Origin of the sequence: Clostridium neuense (assembly GCF_045310695.1) — a bacterium.
GTDB lineage: Bacteria > Bacillota > Clostridia > Clostridiales > Clostridiaceae > Clostridium_S > Clostridium_S neuense.
Genome location: NZ_JBJIAA010000031.1, coordinates 1 through 20471, shown reverse-complemented (window position 1 = coordinate 20471; position 20471 = coordinate 1). Strand labels below are relative to the sequence as shown.

At 30.6% G+C, this 20471-nt stretch carries 19 protein-coding genes and 1 tRNA gene; 3 read left to right on the top strand and 17 right to left on the bottom strand.

Going from position 1 to position 20471, the window contains the following annotated elements; genetic code table 11:
• Positions 1 to 557: 557 nt before the first annotated feature.
• The 11 genes from ACJDT4_RS22980 to ACJDT4_RS22930 form a co-directional block, all read right to left on the bottom strand.
• Positions 558 to 2462, bottom strand: coding sequence for an FtsX-like permease family protein (locus ACJDT4_RS22980; RefSeq protein ID WP_406789958.1), 1905 nt, complete (start codon positions 2460 to 2462; stop codon positions 558 to 560).
• Positions 2449 to 3219, bottom strand: coding sequence for an ABC transporter ATP-binding protein (locus tag ACJDT4_RS22975; RefSeq protein ID WP_406789957.1), 771 nt, complete (start codon positions 3217 to 3219; stop codon positions 2449 to 2451). Before ACJDT4_RS22975 ends, ACJDT4_RS22980 begins: the two co-directional genes overlap by 14 nt.
• 195 nt (positions 3220 to 3414) lie before the next feature.
• Entirely contained in the window at positions 3415 to 4329 is a 915-nt protein-coding gene (locus tag ACJDT4_RS22970; RefSeq protein WP_406789956.1) for a sensor histidine kinase, read from the bottom strand.
• A 101-nt stretch (positions 4330 to 4430) separates the two neighbouring features.
• Positions 4431 to 5105 carry a response regulator transcription factor gene (locus ACJDT4_RS22965; protein WP_406789955.1) on the bottom strand — a complete coding sequence of 225 codons (675 nt, stop codon included), beginning with the start codon at positions 5103 to 5105 and terminating at the stop codon, positions 4431 to 4433.
• A gap of 96 nt (positions 5106 to 5201) precedes the next feature.
• Positions 5202 to 6317 (bottom strand): THUMP domain-containing class I SAM-dependent RNA methyltransferase, encoded by a 1116-nt coding sequence (locus ACJDT4_RS22960; RefSeq protein ID WP_406789954.1) that lies wholly within the window; start codon positions 6315 to 6317, stop codon positions 5202 to 5204.
• Positions 6318 to 6393: 76 nt separating this feature from the next.
• Entirely contained in the window at positions 6394 to 6786 is a 393-nt protein-coding gene (gene gloA2 / locus ACJDT4_RS22955) for an SMU1112c/YaeR family gloxylase I-like metalloprotein (RefSeq protein ID WP_406789953.1), read from the bottom strand.
• 26 nt (positions 6787 to 6812) lie between these two features.
• The gene (locus ACJDT4_RS22950; protein WP_406789952.1) at positions 6813 to 7565 is read right to left on the bottom strand and encodes an exodeoxyribonuclease III; all 753 of its coding nucleotides are present in this window, start codon (positions 7563 to 7565) and stop codon (positions 6813 to 6815) included.
• A 234-nt stretch (positions 7566 to 7799) separates the two neighbouring features.
• Positions 7800 to 9272 carry a methyl-accepting chemotaxis protein gene (locus tag ACJDT4_RS22945; RefSeq protein ID WP_406789951.1) on the bottom strand — a complete coding sequence of 491 codons (1473 nt, stop codon included), beginning with the start codon at positions 9270 to 9272 and terminating at the stop codon, positions 7800 to 7802.
• Between the two features lie 20 nt (positions 9273 to 9292).
• A complete protein-coding gene (locus ACJDT4_RS22940) occupies positions 9293 to 10930 on the bottom strand; it encodes a DUF362 domain-containing protein (RefSeq protein ID WP_406789950.1) in 1638 nt (545 codons plus the stop codon).
• Positions 10931 to 11251: 321 nt separating this feature from the next.
• The gene (locus ACJDT4_RS22935) at positions 11252 to 12409 is read right to left on the bottom strand and encodes a pyridoxal-phosphate-dependent aminotransferase family protein (RefSeq protein ID WP_406789949.1); all 1158 of its coding nucleotides are present in this window, start codon (positions 12407 to 12409) and stop codon (positions 11252 to 11254) included.
• Between the two features lie 23 nt (positions 12410 to 12432).
• Positions 12433 to 13263: a hypothetical protein gene (locus ACJDT4_RS22930; protein WP_406789948.1), complete on the bottom strand. Its 831-nt coding sequence runs from the start codon at positions 13261 to 13263 to the stop codon at positions 12433 to 12435.
• Positions 13264 to 13417: 154 nt separating this feature from the next.
• On the opposite strand from ACJDT4_RS22930, the gene ACJDT4_RS22925 reads away from it, so the two are divergent.
• Positions 13418 to 14023 carry a uracil-DNA glycosylase gene (locus tag ACJDT4_RS22925; RefSeq protein WP_406789947.1) on the top strand — a complete coding sequence of 202 codons (606 nt, stop codon included), beginning with the start codon at positions 13418 to 13420 and terminating at the stop codon, positions 14021 to 14023.
• Positions 14024 to 14047: 24 nt separating this feature from the next.
• A complete protein-coding gene (locus tag ACJDT4_RS22920) occupies positions 14048 to 14881 on the top strand; it encodes a TerC/Alx family metal homeostasis membrane protein (RefSeq protein WP_406789946.1) in 834 nt (277 codons plus the stop codon).
• Between the two features lie 117 nt (positions 14882 to 14998).
• Here ACJDT4_RS22920 and pheA read toward each other — a convergent pair whose 3' ends face one another.
• From pheA to ACJDT4_RS22900, 4 genes are all read right to left on the bottom strand, one after another.
• Positions 14999 to 15823, bottom strand: coding sequence for a prephenate dehydratase (gene pheA, locus ACJDT4_RS22915; protein WP_406789945.1), 825 nt, complete (start codon positions 15821 to 15823; stop codon positions 14999 to 15001).
• A 98-nt stretch (positions 15824 to 15921) separates the two neighbouring features.
• Entirely contained in the window at positions 15922 to 16866 is a 945-nt protein-coding gene (locus ACJDT4_RS22910; protein ID WP_406789944.1) for a M42 family peptidase, read from the bottom strand.
• Positions 16867 to 16878: 12 nt separating this feature from the next.
• Positions 16879 to 17880, bottom strand: coding sequence for a M42 family metallopeptidase (locus ACJDT4_RS22905; protein WP_406789943.1), 1002 nt, complete (start codon positions 17878 to 17880; stop codon positions 16879 to 16881).
• The gene (locus ACJDT4_RS22900; protein ID WP_406789942.1) at positions 17871 to 18911 is read right to left on the bottom strand and encodes a M42 family metallopeptidase; all 1041 of its coding nucleotides are present in this window, start codon (positions 18909 to 18911) and stop codon (positions 17871 to 17873) included. The genes ACJDT4_RS22905 and ACJDT4_RS22900 overlap by 10 nt, the downstream gene beginning before the upstream one ends.
• 130 nt (positions 18912 to 19041) lie before the next feature.
• Between ACJDT4_RS22900 and ACJDT4_RS22895 the strand changes: the two genes are divergently transcribed.
• On the top strand, positions 19042 to 19506 hold the full coding sequence (locus tag ACJDT4_RS22895) for a LysM peptidoglycan-binding domain-containing protein (RefSeq protein WP_406789941.1): 465 nt from the start codon (positions 19042 to 19044) through the stop codon (positions 19504 to 19506).
• 253 nt (positions 19507 to 19759) lie between these two features.
• Here ACJDT4_RS22895 and ACJDT4_RS22890 read toward each other — a convergent pair whose 3' ends face one another.
• Both ACJDT4_RS22890 and ACJDT4_RS22885 read right to left on the bottom strand, forming a co-directional pair.
• On the bottom strand, positions 19760 to 20146 hold the full coding sequence (locus ACJDT4_RS22890; protein WP_406789940.1) for an MFS transporter: 387 nt from the start codon (positions 20144 to 20146) through the stop codon (positions 19760 to 19762).
• Positions 20147 to 20312: 166 nt separating this feature from the next.
• A tRNA-Lys gene (locus ACJDT4_RS22885) sits at positions 20313 to 20388 on the bottom strand.
• Positions 20389 to 20471 lie beyond the last annotated feature (83 nt).

Genomic DNA, 20471 nt, shown 5'->3' with positions numbered 1-20471 from the left:
CTATTCAAAAGAATTGCTGGTTCATTATCTTTTCTCTGTTTAATTTTCAAAGTTCAATGTGCTGTACGAGACAGCTTATTTATAATATCATTTTTAATTTGCTCTGTCAACATTTTTTTTAATGTTTTTTCAGAACTCATTAAGTACTGTCATCTTGCGACGACGTTTAATATAATAACATGTTTTTAATATCATTTTGTTTGTATTTTCTTTGTTTGTTCAAATTATAATTTCAATTCGACATATTACTCCATTTATCTTCCTTTATCTTATGATGACACTCCAGGCATAGCTTATTCCTAATCTAACTATATTATCTTTGGATAAGTGCTTATAAATAAAAAAAATTTCCTTATACTAAAGGCCTTACTTCATTCCCCCTAATAAACAAGACAGAATTTCTTACACTAAAAAGCAACGTAAGAAATCCTGTCTTTAAAACAGTAATATATATTTACAAGTAAATATTCTCATAGAATAAGAATAAACTTTACTATTTTAACATTAATATTTCTAGATCTTATTAAGTCATACTAAACGCTGAAAAATCAAAATAACTATTCCTTTACGACCCTCATATAATCTTTTACTGTTATAAAATAATAAATACTATAAATTATTAAATATGCTACCATTATAATTGCATATTCCTTAACAATTTTGAGTTCCAGCAATTTGCTTATAGAGAATGACGCTGCGTAAGTATTTAAAGCTGCTAGTAAAAATGGAACACCAAATAAAATTAAATTTTCTATTAATACCGCTTTTCTTATTTCATGTTCACTGACTCCTATTTTTCTAAGAGTAATAAAATTTTTCTTATCCTCCTTTGCTTCCATAGACATTTTAAAATATATTATGCTACCAGTAGCCATTACAAATAGAATTCCTATAAATAAACCAACAAACGCAAGTACTCCCATTATCTTCATTCCACTGGTATAATGCTCATAAAAAGTTGCTAAACTAGCTTCCTTTGGCATATCATCTTGTAATTTATCTGTGAACTTTTCAGCCCCAAAATCATTTTTAAGCATATACCCTGTAACATTAAAAAAGTTTTCAGATTTTGCCTGTCTTTTAATATTGTTATATACATTATCACTTACAATTATTATTTCTCTGCAATGATCTATCGCTATGAAATTTTTTGTATCTGAATTAGTTATATTAAGGTTATAATCTTTATTTCCAAATTTAAAGCTCACCTTTTTATTAATATTCCCTTTAGGATTTCCTGACATAGTATCTACTGCAACATAGTAACATTCATTATCATTTAAATTGGCTTTTCTATTGATTCCCTCATATGCATTGACTTTATTAAACTTACTTTCATTTAATATCGAAATATCAGACTTGTTATTATAAAATGGTCCATTGGCAGTTACCACAACAAAATTTATAACTGCTTTGTCTTTAACCGAAACTTCTTTATGTTCCTTCAAAGCATTATTAAAAATTTCATCTGAGTTTTTATTTCCACTTACATACTCCACCGAAAATGGGCACAAATTTCTCGCATTTTCTATAGATTTATTAAATCCTCCAAAGCAAAATAAAAGTGCACATAATGCGATAGTAGTAGTCACTGTTATTATGCTTAAACTTCCCACATTTCCTCTATATCTTTGATAAATCTGCGATATTGGTATAAGTCTAATTCCTTTAAAAATATATGGTTCATCTTTCTTCATTATATTTATAATTACCGCAGTAATAGAAGTGAAAAATAGTATTGTACCTATAACTATAAGTAATACCACCTTAGGTGCCAAAATTATATTGTCTCCAAGTTTTTTTATAGCAAGATAGTATCCAAAGCTCATAAAAATAAAAGAAACTACACTCATTACTAAAGTTAAAATTGATATCTTTAATCCTCTTTCTATCTTTTTAGCTGCATTAAACATATCTATAAGACTACTTCTGCTTATCGTTAAGTAACCGTTGATACTTATTATAAAAAATATAATTGCAAACACCATAAAAGATGAATTAAATGCTTTAAGGCTAAACTGAAATTCTGCTGTACCTTTAGCCCTCATAAGTTCAAACAGCAGCATAATAAAAAATTTATTAAAAACAATGCCTAAAATTATTCCACTTAAAAATGACATCAATGTAATCATCAAATTTTCAGCAAAATTGAGAAAGGCAACCTGACTTTTAGATATTCCGAGCAGCATATACGTTGCAAATTCTTTTTTTCTAGCTTTTATAAAAAACGAGTTTGAGTACCATATGAAAAATACAGAAAATAATATGACAAGCCCTAAGCCTATTTTAAGTAAAATCATACTTGACTTCATTTTACCAAGCGTATTTTGAACATTCTTATTATAAGTTATAGATATAAAAAGATATAATACAAATACACTGAAGCTTGAACTTAAAAAATACGCCCAGTAGTTTTTAAAATTACTCTTTATATTGCTCACTGCCATTTTACATAATGTCATCCGTATCACCTCCAATAATAGAGAGCACTTTCAATATATTCTGATAAAAATCTGCTCTGCTTCTATCCCCCTTATATATTTCATTAAACAATTTTCCATCTTTAATGAATATTACTCTCCTGCAATAAGAGGCAGCAAAGGCATCGTGTGTTACCATAAGAATTGTAGCCTCATTTTTTTCATTTAAATATTTTAAAGAATTTAAAAGTTCTTTGGATGCCTTTGAATCTAATGCTCCTGTAGGCTCGTCTGCAAGAATCAGCGAAGGTTCAGTTATCATTGCTCTTGCCGCAGCAGCTCTCTGCTTTTGTCCTCCAGACACCTCATATGTATGCTTGTTTATTATTCTATCTATCCCAAGTTTTGTACTTATATCCTTGAGCCTTTTTTCAATAACATCATATGGTGTCTTAGATAAAGCTAAAGGCAAAACTATATTTTCCTTAATAGTCATATTATCAAGTAAATTAAAATCTTGAAATATAAATCCTAACTTTTCTCTTCTAAACCTTGATAAATTTGGCTCCTTGAGCTCTACTATATCTTTTCCATCAATAAATACATTTCCTGATGTTGGCTTATCTATAGTTGATATTACATTTAAAAATGTAGTTTTTCCTGAACCAGATGGTCCCATTATTCCAACAAACTCTCCGCTCTCTACTTTTAAATTAATATCATTAAGTGCTGTATACTTTACCCCTCCAAATTTAGAACCATAAACCTTTTTTAAATTTTGTATATTTAAAACTTCCATTTCTTATACCTCCATCGCGTTTCGTTAAAGTGAAACCAATATAAAATTTAATCTATACATGTTTCAAAATGATATGTTCAAGGTATTATAAGGCATATATAAATTTAATAGTTGAACTGGATTTCACTATACTTAAATTATATAAAAAAGCAAAATGTCCAGCCATTTTTTTGACTTACATTTTGCTTTTTAAACTTACATTTTTGTAACCTCGTAATAATCACACCATTTTGGGAAATGTATATACAGCTTAGTTCCTTTATTATACTCAGATTCTACACTTATATTATGACCTAATTTCTTAGCAAGCTTATACGACAAATACAACCCGAGCCCCGTAGATTTTGAAGCTTCTATTCTTCCATTATGTCCAGTAAAAGATTTAGCAAATATCCTACTTAAGTCTTCTTTTTTTATTCCTACACCGCTATCTTCTATTAATAAGGTTTTTTCATTATCACCTTGTGAAGCCCTTATTAATATTTCTCCACCTAAATTTGTGTACTTAAGAGCATTAGAAATAATCTGATTTACTATAAAAAGGAGCCACTTTTTATCAGTATCGACACTAAAATTATCATCCATTTCTAATTTTAATTTTATATGCTTTTTTATAAATATGCTTGAGTGAAGCTTTATGCTTTCCTTAACTAGTTTACCAACATTAACCTCAGAAATTATATAGTCCTTTGAAAAATCATCACTTCTTGAATAATAGAGAACCTTTTCAACACAATCATCTATCCTATCTATCTCTTCTTTAAAGGATTTTAAATTTAATTCTTCACTTTCAATGAGAAGTTTAGAGGTTGCTATTGGTGTTTTTATCTCATGCACCCAAGCTGTTATAAAATCCTTATTATCATCAAATTCTCCTTCTAAATTATTTAGCTTTTCAATATAATTCATATACAGGTCTTCTATCATAGACATATAAACTTCATCCTTATGCTCAAAAGGCTTAGGCAAAATAGGTGTCTTGTCTTCATCCTTTTTACAAAGCAAAAGTTCTTTTATATATCTACTTTTTATGCTGTAATCATAAGCAATAAATATGCACATTAAAAATATGGAAACCAAAATCATGTACACAACATTTGATTTAACCATTCTATTTTGCTCGTCCAAATATGTAAACATCGAAACAAATGTTATTAAAAATATATAAAATATTATGAACCGTATATTATCCTTTAAGTATTTAATAAATATCATTTTATAACATATCCTTGATTTTTTATAGTTTTTATAAAATCTACAAGTCCAATTTCTTTAAGCTTTTTTCTGAGCCTATTTATATTTACTGTAAGTGTATTATCGTCTATAAAATTCTCATCCTGCCAAAGCTCCTGCATTATATCTTCTCTACTTACTATATTGTCGTGATTCTTCATTAGTACATAAAGTATCTTAAATTCATTTTTTGTAAGCTCAATAGTCTCATCATTATAGTAAACAGTATTATTCTTTAGTGAAATAACAACATTATTAAACTCAAGCGTATCTAAGCTTGTCTCAGCATACGAATAAGCCCTTCTTAAAACTGCATTTATTTTAGCTACAAGAACTTCAATAGAAAAAGGCTTTGTTATGTAGTCATCCCCTCCCATATTTACGGCCATAACTATGTCCATATTTGAACTTCGTGAGGACAAAAATACTATAGGTGTCTTTGATATGCTTCTTATTTTACTACACCAATAAAATCCATCACAAACAGGAAGATTTACATCCATTAAAACAAGCTGAGGCTCTAACCTTACAAATCCCTCAAAAATACTATTGAAATCTTCTACAGCATAAACTTCAAAAGACCACTTCTCCAGTGATTTCTTTAATATGTCTCTTATTTTTTCTTCGTCTTCTACAATCATTATTTTATACATAGTACACCCCTTAATCAGTGGACAGTTAACAATTGACAGTTATTAAGTTATAGCTTAACTATACACTGTCAACTCTCAATTGCCCTATGTCAACTCTCAACTGTTAGTGTATTGGTAATAGTAGCACTTAAGTTTTCCATTATATAATTTTCTATTTTTATTAGCTTTCTTCCCAAAAAGTTCTTCAAATTTTTCATGGGCTGTAATCACAAAATATGACCAATTATCAAGCTTTGAGAATACTCTTCCCATATCCCTATATAGTTGCTCTACCTGTTTTACCTCTCCAAGCCTTTCGCCATATGGTGGATTAGTTATTATAAATCCTCCCTTTTTGCTTGATGAGAAATCTTGCATTGGAAGCTTTTGAAAAGATATGTAATCAGCTACACCAGCCTTTTTAGCATTAGCTTTAGCAGTTTTTATTACCCATCCGTCCATATCAGAACAAAGTATATTAAACTCCTTGTTATTTATAGAGTTTCTAGCATGCTTTCTTAGGTCATTCCATAAATCTTTGGAAATTATATCCCAATCTTCAGATACAAACTTTCTTCTAAGTCCTGGTGCCATATTCTTTGCTATCATTGCAGCTTCTATAGCTATAGTTCCAGAACCACACATTGGATCTGCCAGCTGAATTTCTGGCTTCCACTTACTTAAAAGTACCATTGCAGCAGCTAAAGTTTCCTTTATAGGAGCACCACCGGAATTTTCTCTATATCCTCTTTTGTGAAGACCTTCTCCAGATGTATCTAAGGTTAAAGTGACTATATCCTTAAGAATTCCAACTTCTATTTTATATTCAGCTCCATATTCTGTGAATCTTTCGAGTTTATATTTTCTTTTCATTGCTTCAACAACAGCTTTTTTTACTATTCCCTGACAGTCTGGAACACTGTGAAGCGTTGACTTTATAGATTTTCCTGTAACATGCATGTAAGCATCTTGAGGCATAATATTTTCCCATCCTACCTTCAGAGTACCTTGAAATAGCTCCTCGAAGCTTTCTGCTTTAAATTCTGCCATTTTTATCAAAACTCTATCAGCAGTTCTTAGCCACAAGTTGCAAGTTACTATATCCATTTCATCACCCTCAAAGGTAACCTTACCATTCTCAATTTTTAAATCATCATAACCAAGCTCTTTAAGTTCTTTTGCAACTACAGCTTCCAAACCAAATGTGGAAGTCGCTATTAAAGTAAAATCCATTCTATAATCTCCTTATTCTAAAGATAACTCAATCATTATAATGCTATCTTTCAAGTATTATAATGATTGAAATAGTCTATATATATTTCTCATATAATTCTATTGGCAAATCATCGGGATCGCTAAAAAAAGTAAATTTTTTCCCAGTAATCTCGTCTATCCTGATTGGCTCAACAGCTATATTTTTATCAGTAAGCTCCTTTATTGCTTGCTCTATACTATCTATCTCAAAAGCCAAATGCCTCAGTCCTCTTGCTTCAGGATAACTAGGCCTTTTAGGTGCTTTAGGAAAAGAAAATAGTTCTATTTGATATTTATCTCCAACCGCTAAATCTAGTTTATATGACTTCCTATCTTCTCTGTATGTTTCATTAATAACTTTTAAACCTAAAATATCAGTATAAAACCTTTTAGATTTTTCATAATCTGAGCAAATAATTGCTACGTGATGAATGCCATTTAATTTCATTACTTATATCTCCATTTTATTATTTACTATTTTATAATTAGTTCTACAGGGCAATGGTCGGAACCCATAACCGTTGTGTGAATATCCGCACTAACAAGCTTACTTTTAAGCCTTTCTGATGTGCAAAAGTAATCTATACGCCAACCTGCATTCTTTTCTCTAGCTTTAAATCTATAGGACCACCAAGAATATACCCCTTCCTTATCCGGATAAAAATATCTGTAAGTATCTATAAACCCTGCTCCTAAAAGTTCTGTAAATTTGCTTCTTTCTTCTGGTGAAAATCCAGCATTTTTTGTGTTTGTCTTAGGATTTTTAAGGTCTATTTCCGTGTGAGCTACATTCATATCTCCACATACAATAACGGGTTTCTTTTCATCTAACCCCTTTAGATAACTTCTAAAGCAATCTTCCCATTCCATTCTGTAATCTAATCTTGCAAGCTTTTCCTTTGAATTCGGAGTATATACTGTAACCATATAAAATTCATCAAATTCTAGAGTAATAACTCTTCCTTCCTTATCATGCTCTTCTATATTCATTCCATACATACAATTTATAGGCTTAATCTTTGAAAATATGGCTGTACCTGAATATCCTTTTTTTTCTGCATAATTCCAATAATCGTAATATCCATCTAATTTTAAATCTATTTGCCCTTCTTGAAGCTTTGTCTCCTGAATGCAGAAAATATCCGCATCTACCTCTTTAAAATAGTCTAAAAATCCTTTTTGAACACATGCGCGAAGGCCATTTACATTCCATGAAATTAATTTCATTTTGTTTTCCCTCCCTTTATTTGAAGCAGAGGATAGAACCTAAAATACAATTATATAATATCCTCTGCACTTTCTCTCTCAATCTCTAAAGTATTTTCATATCTATGTTTTATTATCTCATATTTCATATAAAATAAAAAAGGGCTTATATCAAAATTTTTAACTTTATTATTTTGATATAAGTTCTTAAAAATAATCTTTTATTATAATTTATATTTTTCAAACAATAAATGTTTAAATTTTCAAAAACATATCCTGTAAGTTTTTACTTGATGTCTCAAGCTTGCTTATTGATCCATATATATTTTGGATTTTTGAATCTTCCTCTTCTATGCTAGCAAGAACCTCCTGAGTTGCTGCTGAATGCTCCTCAGAAATACTTGCTACATTTACACACTCATCATTAATCTCCTTAAATACCTCTGATATATTTCGTACAAGTTCTAATTCCTTTGAAACATATTTATTTATGTCTCCAAAAGATATCTTTACCCTCTTAAAACTTTCATTTGTATCCTCTGCCATTAATTTACCCTTTTCTGTTGAATTCTTTCCGGCTTCCACCTTTTCAAGAACAGCTTTAGTTTTTTCATTAACCTTAACTATAACGTTATTAATTTCTTCTGCAAACTTATTGCTCTGCTCTGCTAGTTTCTTAACCTCATCCGCAACTACTGCAAATCCCTTACCGTACTCACCTGCTCTTGCTGCTTCTATAGATGCATTTAATGCTAGAAGATTAGTTTGTTCCGATATTTCACTTATGCCTTTTAAGAAGTCACCTATTTCCATAATATTTTCCCTAAGTTCCTCAGTAGTCTCCAAAGATTCCTTCATTATTGAGTTTATTAATTCTATTTGACTATACATATCCTCTACCTTCTGTGATCCTGTTAAGGTAATCTCTGTAGCTTTATTGGAAATATCATTCATACTAACCGAAAATTCATATGTATTTGAAACCTTTTTAGCAGCTCCATCTACCAATTTATTTATACTATTAATGCTTTCTGCTTGATTACTAACACCGCTAGCCACCTCATTAATCGTGGCTACTATATCCTTACTAGCCCCACCTAAAGATTCTAAATTGTTTTTGCACTTTTCTATGCCAGTATTTAATTCCTTTGTACTTTCCTTTACTACACTAGATGATTGCTTTATTTTATCAAGTGCCTCAAAGTTACTTTTTTCAACTGATGCAATGGAGTTAATAAGTTCTTCTCCCCATTTAGTAAGAAAAAATAAAATTATAACGCATAAATCAATACATACCATAGAATTAAAAAAATCTCTTAAAGCCATCATAGGTTTGGTCAATTGTACTAATATGATTCCTACATTTAAGCATACCCCTATAGATAAAACAATAGATTTTCTCATATATAATGCAGCATCACATATTACAACACAAACGGATAAAATTGTTAGCGCTCTATTTATATTTTTTGCTTCTAAAATTACATACAAGCTTGTAAATAAAACACAAAATACTGTTATAAAGCCCACAAGCTGAGGAAATTTCTCTTTATGCATAAGAACTACTGACACAACAGTTCCAATAAGCAGAACTACAGCTGGTACAAAAAACATACTTTGATTCGTAAATACACTTAACGCAAACAGCGCTATAGTACATATCCCAATTATTAATGTATTAATTCTATTTATTTTTTTATAATAACTTAATATTGCAGTTTCATTCATATCTTTCAACTCCATTCCATTTAAAGTGACAAACTTATTTCTTGTAACTTTTGCTTTTTTAATTCCCCACTAAGTTCTGGAAGTGGCCATTCTATATAGTCCTTTTCTTCTTCGCTTGAGTCAAGCTCTGGTATTTCATATATTTTATCAATTGCCTCTTCTTTGCAATCCACCCATTGTCCTGATTTAATCAATTTTCTTTTTATAAAATAAGTTCTTAAAGTTTCAATTGCAAGTGAGATTACATACTTGTTTTTTAATGACAAGAGAGGGAACTTTTCACCTATCGCCTTAAAAGGCATAAGCATACAACTGCTTGGACTACAACAGCCTTTACCATTATACTCACAAAAGGGCTTTAAGCCTTTAGTACATTCACCTATAGTTAATCTCTTTGCTTTCATATTTTTTATATCTTGGATTTCATATGCCTTACCTTCTGAATCAAAATAATATATCTTATCTCCTACCTTTACTCCTCCCCCAATTATTACAACAAGTTCAAAGTTTCTATTAAGATTTTTAACATACCTCATAATTTCAAAAGATGTTTTTGTTGCTGCTAAACATCCACCGTCGCAAGCCTTTTCCAGTATCCTTACTGTTTCAGGCTTTACGTTATGTATATCCTCTATTACCGGTGCGTTATTTAACATGTGCCCTACTAATACCTTTACATTTGGGAAATTTCTTTTAAAATTATCATCCATTAAAGATGCTTCTGCCTTTCTAAAATGAACTACCTTTTCCGTTCCAATCACATTAACTGTATCATCATTAAAGCCTCTTTTTACTGCTTCAACCATAAGTTTATTTTCCTCTGGATCAATCCCCATCATCCTAGTGGCAACCCTATCTGTTTCTACACTATTATTTCCACTTATAATCACCCCCATATTAACTGGATCTACAGGTGCAGGAGTACATCCTTCTCCTCCTATAATTCCATCTATTATAGTTAAACTAGGTTTAAATAAATATAGTAAATCCACAAGTTTTTTATTTATATTGTAATTATGATTTCTTTGTCTTAAATTATATGGAATGATCCCCATAGCATTTTTAAATCCTAAGGTAACTCCTGTATACAAATTAGTTTTCATTTTAGGTACAGAAATATAAAAAGCTTTCCCATCTATAACATTTTTCATTATCTTGGGAATATACACTTCCTTCATAACCTCAGCTTTAGGAAGCATGTACCTAATTACAGGTTCATTTTCCAAAGCAACATATTTAATCCTGTGATAACTGGCTATCTTATTTATCCCACTTACTTTAAAGCTTACATTAGTAGGCATTCCCCTACCAGAAGACTCGATAATTATTATGTTCTCACTGATTTTTTTAAAATACGCTATTATACAATCGAAAACTCTAGGATCTGTAGACTCTGGATAATCATCATCTTTAAAACCCATATTATGATATACCGAAACAAGATTAGGTTTTATCAATATCTCCTTTCCCTTCATCTTTTCCACAAAATTTATTTTGCTATTTAAGTCGTCTAAATTTTTATAAATTGTTTTCCTTATAGATTTAACATCTTCCCTTTCAAAATATTCTTTACTTCCATAATTTCCGGGCAATGCAACATAGTCTCTTGAATAATCGAGCTTAGGTGCTTCAGAAACAACAACGTAGTTTTCCCCCATATCTTTTATTCACATCCTATCCAATATGCATATTCTATTCCATACTTTTAAATTATCGTATTATTTTACATTATTTATAATGAATTTTTAAAATTATTAGCATTTTTTAAAATCTACTTAACGCTATCTTAATGCAATAGTCTTAAATTATAAATATATAAGCTTTTAATTATTTAAACAAGGAGGCAAACTTTAACCCAGATAAAAACGAAATGAAAAAATAAATGAGAATAAACCTCTATTTTAAAGCATAACAGATTTATCACATAATAAATAACAAAAGTGCTGTAGAACTATTTTAAGTAGTTTTACAGCACTCTACTAAGCTTTTTCTGAAATTACAAAAGGGCTATTATCCAAGAAAGTTTTGCACATATCATGTTCACACTTAAAGCCATAATGCTCTAAAGCTTTTTGAAGTGCAAATAATGTATAGCTTACCTTATCTGGGTATGCATTTTCACCCATATGCCCTATTCTTAAAACTCTTCCTTCAAGATATCCAAATGAACCAGCTATCATGACATTGTAATTTTGAACCATATATTCTCTTAATTTCTTGTCATCTATCCCATGAGGCACCTGCACTACTGTTACCGTATTTGAAAATCCATCCTTCATATACAGGCTAAGTCCTGCATAAACAACTGCTGCTCTTGTAGCAGAAGCTATTTTATCATGTCTAAGCAGTATGTTATCATCTTTTAATATGTTATCTATAGCCGTGCTAAGTCCAACTATATCACTTATAGGTGGAGTATACGGAAACCACTTATCTTCATAGTAATTTTTCCATGAAAGAAGATTGCAATAAAATGATGCTATAGGAACCTTTCTATTTTCCATTGCCTTAAAGGCATCCTCGCTTATGCTTAAAAGTGTAAGTCCAGGAGGTGCGGAAATACACTTTTGTGATCCTCCAATAGCTATATCTATTTTCCAATCATCTACTTTTATTTCTTCTCCTCCCATAGCCGCAACACTGTCTACAACAGTAAGTATTCCTTTTTCTTTTAATAATGGACATATTTCGTTTATATCGTTTAAAGCTCCAGAGGGAGTATCGCAATGAACAACTGTTGCATATTTAAAGTCACTATCTATATCAAGGAAATTCTTTAACTCTTCAATACTTATTTTGTGCTTTTTATCTCCTCTAAAGAAAAAAGGTTCCCCTCCATATAGTTTTACAAAATCAGCAAATCCCTCTCCAAATATTCCATTTTCAATAACTAATACTCTATCACCCGGCTCTGTAAGAGAGGCACAAGCTGCTTCAAGTCCTAGTATTCCTTCTCCACTTAAAACTCTAACTTCATTCTTAGTCTTGAGCATTTTTCCTATCTTTTCACAGGTTTCCTTGTAAAAATCATAAAATTGAAGGTCAAGATCAGGATTGGTAGTTTGCGTAGCTCTTGAAAACCTAACATTTTCATTAACCTGTGTAGGTCCAGGAGTCATTATCATAGGTACTTTCATAAAAAATTCACCTCTTAAATATTCTATTTTTTGCTGTCTCTCCATTCCTGTAAAGTTTCATATTTATTTTTAGTTGTATCATAATACAATATTTGTTTATTATCCTTATTGATAGCAAATCTATATATATTAACATTATGATCTGTATGATTTTCTCCAACATAAATAACGTAATAGTCTCTTAGATACGTATCATTTGATGATGGATTAGGGGAACGTTCTATATATAAAATAGGTTTTACATTTTTATTTTTTGATAATGTATCCACAAAACTGCTAACCTCGGTAACATTTTGTTTAAGATAGTCTATAAGTTCATCCTTATTTACAGTATTTGTTGTACTTGATGAAGCTGATGTATTTGCTGCCATAAAATATTTGCTATCCTTATTATAATCTATACTATCTACTGCTTTTTTATCTTTACATTTAACTTTTATATCTATATCTTTATTATCATCTTTTATTTCGCAATCCCAATATCCATTAGCAGCTGCTACCTTTTGCACAAGATTTGAATAGTATGCTTTATTATCATCATTTAATTCTTTATTCAGGCTTGCATAAAATATGGCATATGTTTTATTGTCTTTAAGCTCTACTTTATTAATCTTAATACCTGCAGCACTGAACACGTCCTTAACTGGATGACTCCAATTGTCTATATCATTAATAACTTCATCAGTATTTGTCGAAGTATCTGTTTTATTAGAAGTTGATGCTAAATTAGTCTTTTTACTAGTGGACGCTGCACTTTTACTTGAAGTACTTTTAGTATTATTAGAATTATTTCCACATGCTGAAAATGTAACAGTTGCAATTAATAAAGTTGTAATCAAAATAGCTTTTTTCATGTCATATCCCTCCCTTTTATATATATTATCGCTTAAAAAGCAAATTTAAACAACAATTTATTTCAGTATAAATTGTTAAAATTTAATATACAATACCTTTGATACATATGTTAAAATAATTACTAAACTATGTAACTTGAGGAGTGTTAGATACATGAATGAATATGATTTGATAAAACTAAGGATAAAGGAAATATGTGAAAACTATGATAAATCCTCTATCGGAGGCTGGATTACAGGAGATGGCCCAATACCTGCAGATATAATGTTTATTGGTGAAGCACCAGGTAAAAACGAAGTTGAATCTGGCAAGCCATTTGTTGGAATGGCAGGCAAAACCTTTGAAGAATATTTAAATTCCATAGGTTTATCAAGAAAAGACGTTAGAATAACAAATACCTGCTTTTTTAGGCCTATAAAAATAAACTTAAGCAAATCTGGTAAAACTACTATAAGCAACAGACCTCCAAAAATCTCTGAAGTAAACTTATTTAAAGAGGTTTTAGACAAAGAAATAAAGCTCGTAAACCCAAAAATTATTATAACCCTCGGCAATGTTCCATTAAAAAGACTTACAAATTTTAAAAGCATAGGAGAATGCCATGGAAAACTAATTTACGATGATATCTTAAAAAAACACATTTTTCCAATGTATCATCCCTCCTCGCTAACTTACAACAGAAATGACTCTTTTAAAGAAATGTATAAAAATGATTGGAACTTATTGAAAAATGCTATTACTAACATGAAAGGAAGGTGAAACGCTGTAACTTAGCGTATGCTTATGGAAACAAAAAAAGCACTAAAAACTCTATTATTTTGGGTAGGTCTAGCCATTGCATTTAATATTGGCATTTATATATTTATGGGAAGAGATCACGCTCTTGAATTCTTTGGAGGATATATAATTGAACAAAGCTTAAGCTTGGATAACCTGTTTGTATTCTTACTTATTTTTGAAGGTTTTGCTATACAACCTCAATATCAAAAAAGAGTATTAAGCTACGGAATCTTAGGTGCTATAATCCTTAGATTAATATTTATAGTTTTAGGCGTAGCAATAGTTAGTAAATTTCACTGGATTCTATATGTATTCGGCATCATCTTAATATTAAGTGGAGTTAAAATGTTCTTTAAAAAAGAGGATAACACAAACTATAAAAATAGCATTTTCTTTAGGGGCTTGAAGAAGGTTTTCCCTGTTACTGATGAATTATTTGGCGAAAAATTTTTTGTAAGAAAAAATAGAATTCTTCATGCTACTCCACTTTTTGCAATACTAGTTATAGTAGAGGGGTCTGATATTTTATTTGCCATAGATTCAATACCTGCAATTTTTTCTATAACAACAAATCCATTTTTAGTGTATACCTCAAATATATTTGCAATTTTAGGACTAAGAGCTATGTACTTTTTGCTTCAAAAACTCCACAATAAATTTCAATATGTTAAGTACGGAGTTGCGTTAATTTTAGTTTTTACAGGAATAAAACTTGCAGTACTATTTTTTCACTTTGAAATATCCCTTCCAGTATCACTAGCGGTTATTTTCTTAATTTTAATACTTAGCATAATTTTCTCAATGATTAAAAGTAGAAACAACTCATCTGATAATTAACAAAAAATAGTTAGAGGTTGACTGTTAAATGTTTATTGGTTATTTTTTCAATGAACTAACAAACTAATTAACTATCAACCTCTAACTATCAATTATCCACTCTCCACTGTCAACTGATTATAAGCTGCTGTATGATCCTATAATTTTAACCATACTGTGTTTACTTATAGTTTCAATGGCTTGTCTTACATTTTCATCTTCAGGGTAACATCCATCTATATCAATAAAAAAATAATATTTACCAAGCCCCTTTTTAGTTGGTCTAGATATTATTGAAGATAAATTTATTTGCCTTTGTGCAAATTCCTCTAGCACCCTAAACAAAGCTCCTGGTCTATCATCTGCTGCATCCATTATAGCAATAGAAGTTTTATAATGCTCTCCCTTTTTACAACTTGCCTTTTTATCAGCTGAAAGTACTATAAATCTAGTTTGATTTTCATATGAATCTGTTACGCAATCAATACTAAATTTATACGCTAAATCTAGCATATGCCTTGGAATTATAGCTCCTTCGCCTTCTGCTCCCTCTCTTATCTTCTGAACAGACTCACCATTGCTCTCTGTTGTTATAATTTTTATGCTTTTAAAGCTCTCCAAGAATTTACAACATTGTCCTTGGGTTTTAAATTGAGCATATATCCTTTCAACCTCTTTTATATCACTATTAGCAGCAAATGCAAATTGTATAGGAATAACAAGTTCATTTATAATGCTTACTTTTTTTTCAAGCAACAAATCCAAAGTAACTTGTACAAATCCATCTAAGGTATTTTCAATTGGTACAATTCCTATGTCACATTCATTTTCCACCGCGTTAACTACCTTTGTTATTGTAGGATAAAATACAGTATTAAACTTTTGATTTGTTCTCTCTTTATATTTTTCTACCGCAAGCTCACTAAAAGTTCCTGCAGGTCCCAGCACTGCTGCCTTAATCATACATATTCTCCCTTTCTCCGTAAAACTACACATATATTTAAAAATATTTTACTCTATTAAACTATTAAAGGCAACGCTGGTGCTGACATTATATTATTTTAAATTTTATTTAGACAATTCTTTATTAAATCAATAGTTTTTTGCACATCTTTTAAATCAGCAGTTTCTTTAAGGGTGCCTTTATTCTGGCATGGGACTGCTACTGTACCTGTTGGAATTCCAATAACTTCTTTATGCACTGTACTTCCATCACTCATTTCATCTGAAACGCATAGTTGAATATCCATCCCCATTTTCTTAGCTTCATCTATTATCATCTCTTTTATCTTACTATGCATTATAAGTCCTTTTTGCATTACAATTACAGCTGGTCCCTTGCCAAGCTTTATATATTTTTCATTTTCAGTATTAAGTACAAGACATAAATTAGGTTTAACATCAAAGGCAGCTGCCCTAGCTCCCCTTGCTTCAAGTTCACCCTGGGTAGAAAATACAAAATATACTTCTTTATTATAGTTACGAACATCTCTTATGAGTTTAAGCATTATGTAGCAGCCTATTCTATTGCTTAAATTAGGACTAATTATATTGTTATCCTCCTCATACGTATTGCCTTTAAAACAAGCCGCATCTCCCTCTTTTACATATTTAAGTGCAGCTTCTCTAGTTTTAAATCCTAAATCAACATACAAATCTCTAAATTCATGTTTTTCCTTAACATCAGATAAAACCTCTCCTGAAATTCCACCTTCAAATTCAACAAATTTATTTACAACCTTTTCCGCTTCAATATCTCCTAAATTGTGAACTCTAACATTGCCATTTTCCTCAATACAATAAGTAATTAGCCCTTTCACATCCATATTAGCTGATATCATTACCCTTTTCTCTCCACTACCCCTTTTCACTATTATATTTCCAAGCTTATCTTCTTTTAGTTCACACTTTATATCTTTTAACTGCTGCTTTATAAACTGTGAAATCTGATTTTCATGGCCACTTACCCCAAAAACCTCAATAATATCTTTAAGCAATTTATCCATTTTTTCACCCCTTTAATTTAAACTGTGAATATATTTCTTTAAAAGCTCAACTGTGTTTTTAAAATCACTAACACTTGCTACTGAAACTGCTGAATGTATATACCTACATGGTACAGAAATAGTTGCAACCTTAGCTCCATCTCCTGAGGTATGAATGGCCCCCGCATCATTTCCACCAGCAATTGCTCTTCGTCTTTGATATGGTATACCGCTTTTTTCAGCAGCTTGTATAATACCATTTGTAACCTCAATATTAAATATACTTGTTCTATCCATTATTGATATTGCAGGTCCTTTTCCTATCTCAGTAGCTCTTAGGTGCTCTTCTATTCCTGGCATATCTGCACATATTGTACCTTCAACTGCAATCCCTATGTCTGGGCTAATTTGAAAAGCTGAAACATACGCTCCTCTATCACCTATTTCCTCCATTACATTAAAGGCAGCATATAAATCACAATCATACTTTTCTTTGAGTACTTCAACTAAAACTGCACATCCAGCTCTATCATCAAGAGCTTTTGCTTTTACAAGTCCTTCTCCAAACTCAGCAAATTCTGTTGCAAACACAGCATAATCTCCTAATTTAACATGCTTCTTAGTTTCTTCTTTTGATTTAGTTCCTATATCTATGCAACATTCATCATAGCTTGCACTACTTCTTCTCTCATGACCACTTTGCAGGTGAATAGGCTTCAAGCCGATAACTCCTGGTATTTTATTTTCACCTATATAAACTATTTTAGATGGTATTATCTTGCTATTTATTCCCCCCATAGCTGCAAATTTCATTGTTCCATCATCATTTATTCCTGTAATTATAAATGCAACCTCATCCATATGGGCATCTATCATAACCTTTTTTCCGTTTCCTCTTTTATGAGCTATAATATTACCCATTCTATCAACTTTTATTTCATCAACAAAATCTTTTATTTCATTTTTTATAAGCTCTCTAACTTCCTCCTCATGTGACACAGGTCCTGATGCATTACAAAGCTTTTCTAAAAACATAACAATTCCTCCACATCTATACTATTTAATTCCTGTATAAATCTTGCTATAAGAATTCCCGTATTATCTATATCATCAACACTAACTAGTTCAACAGATGTATGCATATATTTTATTGGGATTGAAACCAGCACTGAAGGTACACCTGCTCTTGAAATTTGAGTATCCCATGCATCGCAGCCTGTATTACCTGGCTCAACTTCAACTTTATATTTAATTCCATATTTATTTGCTGTATCTATTATTTTTTCCATTACCTTTCCATGTATATTAGGTCCAATACAAATCACTGGACCTCCTCCAATCTCATTTTCCCTATCAATATCTCCAAGCTTTCCACCATCAAAAGTAACATCTATTGCTATGCAAATATCTGGATTTAAATTATACGCTGCAACCTTAGCCCCTCTATGTCCAACTTCCTCCTGTGCTGAGCAAACAAAATATACTTCTGCATCATGTTCAACATTATTAAGTTCTTTTGCACATACATACATCGCTGTAATGCTTGCTCTATTGTCAATAGCTTTGCAGGTTACAGTATTATTAAAAAGCTCATAGAAATCTCTTTTTATAGTTACATAATCTCCCACAGAAACTATTTCCCTTAATTTTTCAGTACTATATCCAGTATCAATTAAAAGCTTATCTGAAGGTACAGCTTCTGTTCTTTCCTTTTCATTCATAAGATGAGGAGGTTTTATACCTATAATTCCAAGTATATCTTCTTTTCCATGTATAATTACTTCTTGTGAAATAAGAGTTTTGGAATCTATACCTATAGGCTTAAATTTTAAGAATCCCTTATCCTCAATTGAAGTTATAATAAGAGCTACCTCATCTGCATGTGCCATAAGAGCAACTTTACTTTTACCCTTTCCTTTTTTATGAACATAAACATTTTTCATCTCATCAGTTATAACATCACCAAATCTGGAGAACTCACTTTCAATAACATTAAACAAATTATTTTCATATCCACTTGGTGCGTTTTTCAAACAAAGTTCTTTTAATAACAACTTACTATTCATTAATTCACCCACTTACTTATAAATATTACTAAATATAGTTTAGCATATATTTAAAAAAATTTTTTCAAAGAGTGTATAAAAAAATTTATCTAGTCAATAATTACCAATATCAAGGAAAGAGGTGTTTAACTTGAGTAAAGGTAAATTATTATTTATATTAAGTTGTATTTTTCTTTTTCTTATAGGAAGCTGTGCAGTTTACTATAATAAACATGAAAAAAGTGATATATTAAAAAAAGTTTCTCAGTCAAATGTTATACAGCAATCATCTAGTAATAATATTGCTACAAATGACAAAAAAACAACTCAATCAAATAGTGCTGAAACTAGCGAAACTTCAGTTAAAACTAATAACTCCACAAATTCTTATGAAATTGTAAAAACAGTTTCTGAAGACTCTGATTACGTTTATATAAAATATAGGTTACAGAAGGGAGATCATCTCTGGAGTTTAGCCGAACGTTTTATGCCAACATATAAGACTTCAGGAGTTGTTAAAGAAATAGAGAAACAAAATTCTTTAAAAAATGATGATGCAATTACAAAAGACGATTCTCTTGTAATACCAGCAGAGAAAAAAATTATTACTAATTAATTCCCATGTTTCTTCTGCCTATAATTGGAGAATTATAGGCAGAAATAAACCTTAATCCCCAATTATTAGTATAATAAAAAGGCCTAGCCATAACTCCCCCTTGGCTAGGTTCTTTTTTATATAAAAATTGCATTTTCTTTCGCAACTATTTTTAATTTTGATTAATCTCCAAAACTCATCGTCACATCTAGACATCATTAAATTAGCTCAACTACAAATTATACATACATAATGTTATACTTTAATAATTATACTAATTGCTGTTCATTACTTTGGCTTTTAAGAAAAAAGTCAAAATAAACCCTATACAAATAAACAGCGTCAGCAGGATAAACGTATTATGAAAAGCAACGTTTCCTGCAATTGTCAAGGAATTATTCTTAGCAATACTTCTAATTTGATTTGATAGAAATGCTGTAATAAATGCAATGGAAAATGAATTAATAACCTGCAATAATTCATTCGTCATAGGCGTAACCCGAGTAATCAAATTTAATGGTGCTGCTTGTAGTGCATGATTATTAACTTGCATATTTACTAGTCCCTGTCCTAATCCTAAAAGAATAATACAGATTAGTAAATAAGCTATTGAAGTAGTCTTTGTAATTTGAGCTAATAAAACTAGACTAAAGCCTGTCATTAGGATACTTTAAATACCTTAATTTCTAGCAATGAATTTTTAGTTATTACTTCTACATATATAAAAATTATTAACATCAGAAAACCTAAAGTTAAAAAAATCATAGTTAGTTTGTTTAAAACAAAAAACGTGTATTTCAAACTAATTGAAATACACGTTTTTGTTTTGGTGGCTTATCGGGGAATCGAACCCCGGACACCATGATTAAAAGTCATGTGCTCTACCAACTGAGCTAATAAACCATAAATTACCCGGCAACGTCCTACTCTCACACAGGGCCTCCCCTGCACTACCATCGGCGTATTAGTTCTTAACCTTCGTGTTC

What these genes read in the sequence shown, in the direction of transcription:
- ACJDT4_RS22980 (WP_406789958.1), bottom strand. Translation starts at nt 2,462, where the DNA reads ATGACATTATGTAAAATGGCAGTGAGCAATATAAAGAGTAATTTTAAA.
- ACJDT4_RS22975 (WP_406789957.1), bottom strand. Translation starts at nt 3,219, where the DNA reads ATGGAAGTTTTAAATATACAAAATTTAAAAAAGGTTTATGGTTCTAAA.
- ACJDT4_RS22970 (WP_406789956.1), bottom strand. Translation starts at nt 4,329, where the DNA reads ATGGTTAAATCAAATGTTGTGTACATGATTTTGGTTTCCATATTTTTA.
- ACJDT4_RS22965 (WP_406789955.1), bottom strand. Translation starts at nt 5,105, where the DNA reads ATGTATAAAATAATGATTGTAGAAGACGAAGAAAAAATAAGAGACATA.
- ACJDT4_RS22960 (WP_406789954.1), bottom strand. Translation starts at nt 6,317, where the DNA reads ATGGATTTTACTTTAATAGCGACTTCCACATTTGGTTTGGAAGCTGTA.
- gloA2 (WP_406789953.1), bottom strand. Translation starts at nt 6,786, where the DNA reads ATGAAATTAAATGGCATTCATCACGTAGCAATTATTTGCTCAGATTAT.
- ACJDT4_RS22950 (WP_406789952.1), bottom strand. Translation starts at nt 7,565, where the DNA reads ATGAAATTAATTTCATGGAATGTAAATGGCCTTCGCGCATGTGTTCAA.
- ACJDT4_RS22945 (WP_406789951.1), bottom strand. Translation starts at nt 9,272, where the DNA reads ATGAATGAAACTGCAATATTAAGTTATTATAAAAAAATAAATAGAATT.
- ACJDT4_RS22940 (WP_406789950.1), bottom strand. Translation starts at nt 10,930, where the DNA reads ATGGGGGAAAACTACGTTGTTGTTTCTGAAGCACCTAAGCTCGATTAT.
- ACJDT4_RS22935 (WP_406789949.1), bottom strand. Translation starts at nt 12,409, where the DNA reads ATGAAAGTACCTATGATAATGACTCCTGGACCTACACAGGTTAATGAA.
- ACJDT4_RS22930 (WP_406789948.1), bottom strand. Translation starts at nt 13,263, where the DNA reads ATGAAAAAAGCTATTTTGATTACAACTTTATTAATTGCAACTGTTACA.
- ACJDT4_RS22925 (WP_406789947.1), top strand. Translation starts at nt 13,418, where the DNA reads ATGAATGAATATGATTTGATAAAACTAAGGATAAAGGAAATATGTGAA.
- ACJDT4_RS22920 (WP_406789946.1), top strand. Translation starts at nt 14,048, where the DNA reads ATGGAAACAAAAAAAGCACTAAAAACTCTATTATTTTGGGTAGGTCTA.
- pheA (WP_406789945.1), bottom strand. Translation starts at nt 15,823, where the DNA reads ATGATTAAGGCAGCAGTGCTGGGACCTGCAGGAACTTTTAGTGAGCTT.
- ACJDT4_RS22910 (WP_406789944.1), bottom strand. Translation starts at nt 16,866, where the DNA reads ATGGATAAATTGCTTAAAGATATTATTGAGGTTTTTGGGGTAAGTGGC.
- ACJDT4_RS22905 (WP_406789943.1), bottom strand. Translation starts at nt 17,880, where the DNA reads ATGTTTTTAGAAAAGCTTTGTAATGCATCAGGACCTGTGTCACATGAG.
- ACJDT4_RS22900 (WP_406789942.1), bottom strand. Translation starts at nt 18,911, where the DNA reads ATGAATAGTAAGTTGTTATTAAAAGAACTTTGTTTGAAAAACGCACCA.
- ACJDT4_RS22890 (WP_406789940.1), bottom strand. Translation starts at nt 20,146, where the DNA reads ATGACAGGCTTTAGTCTAGTTTTATTAGCTCAAATTACAAAGACTACT.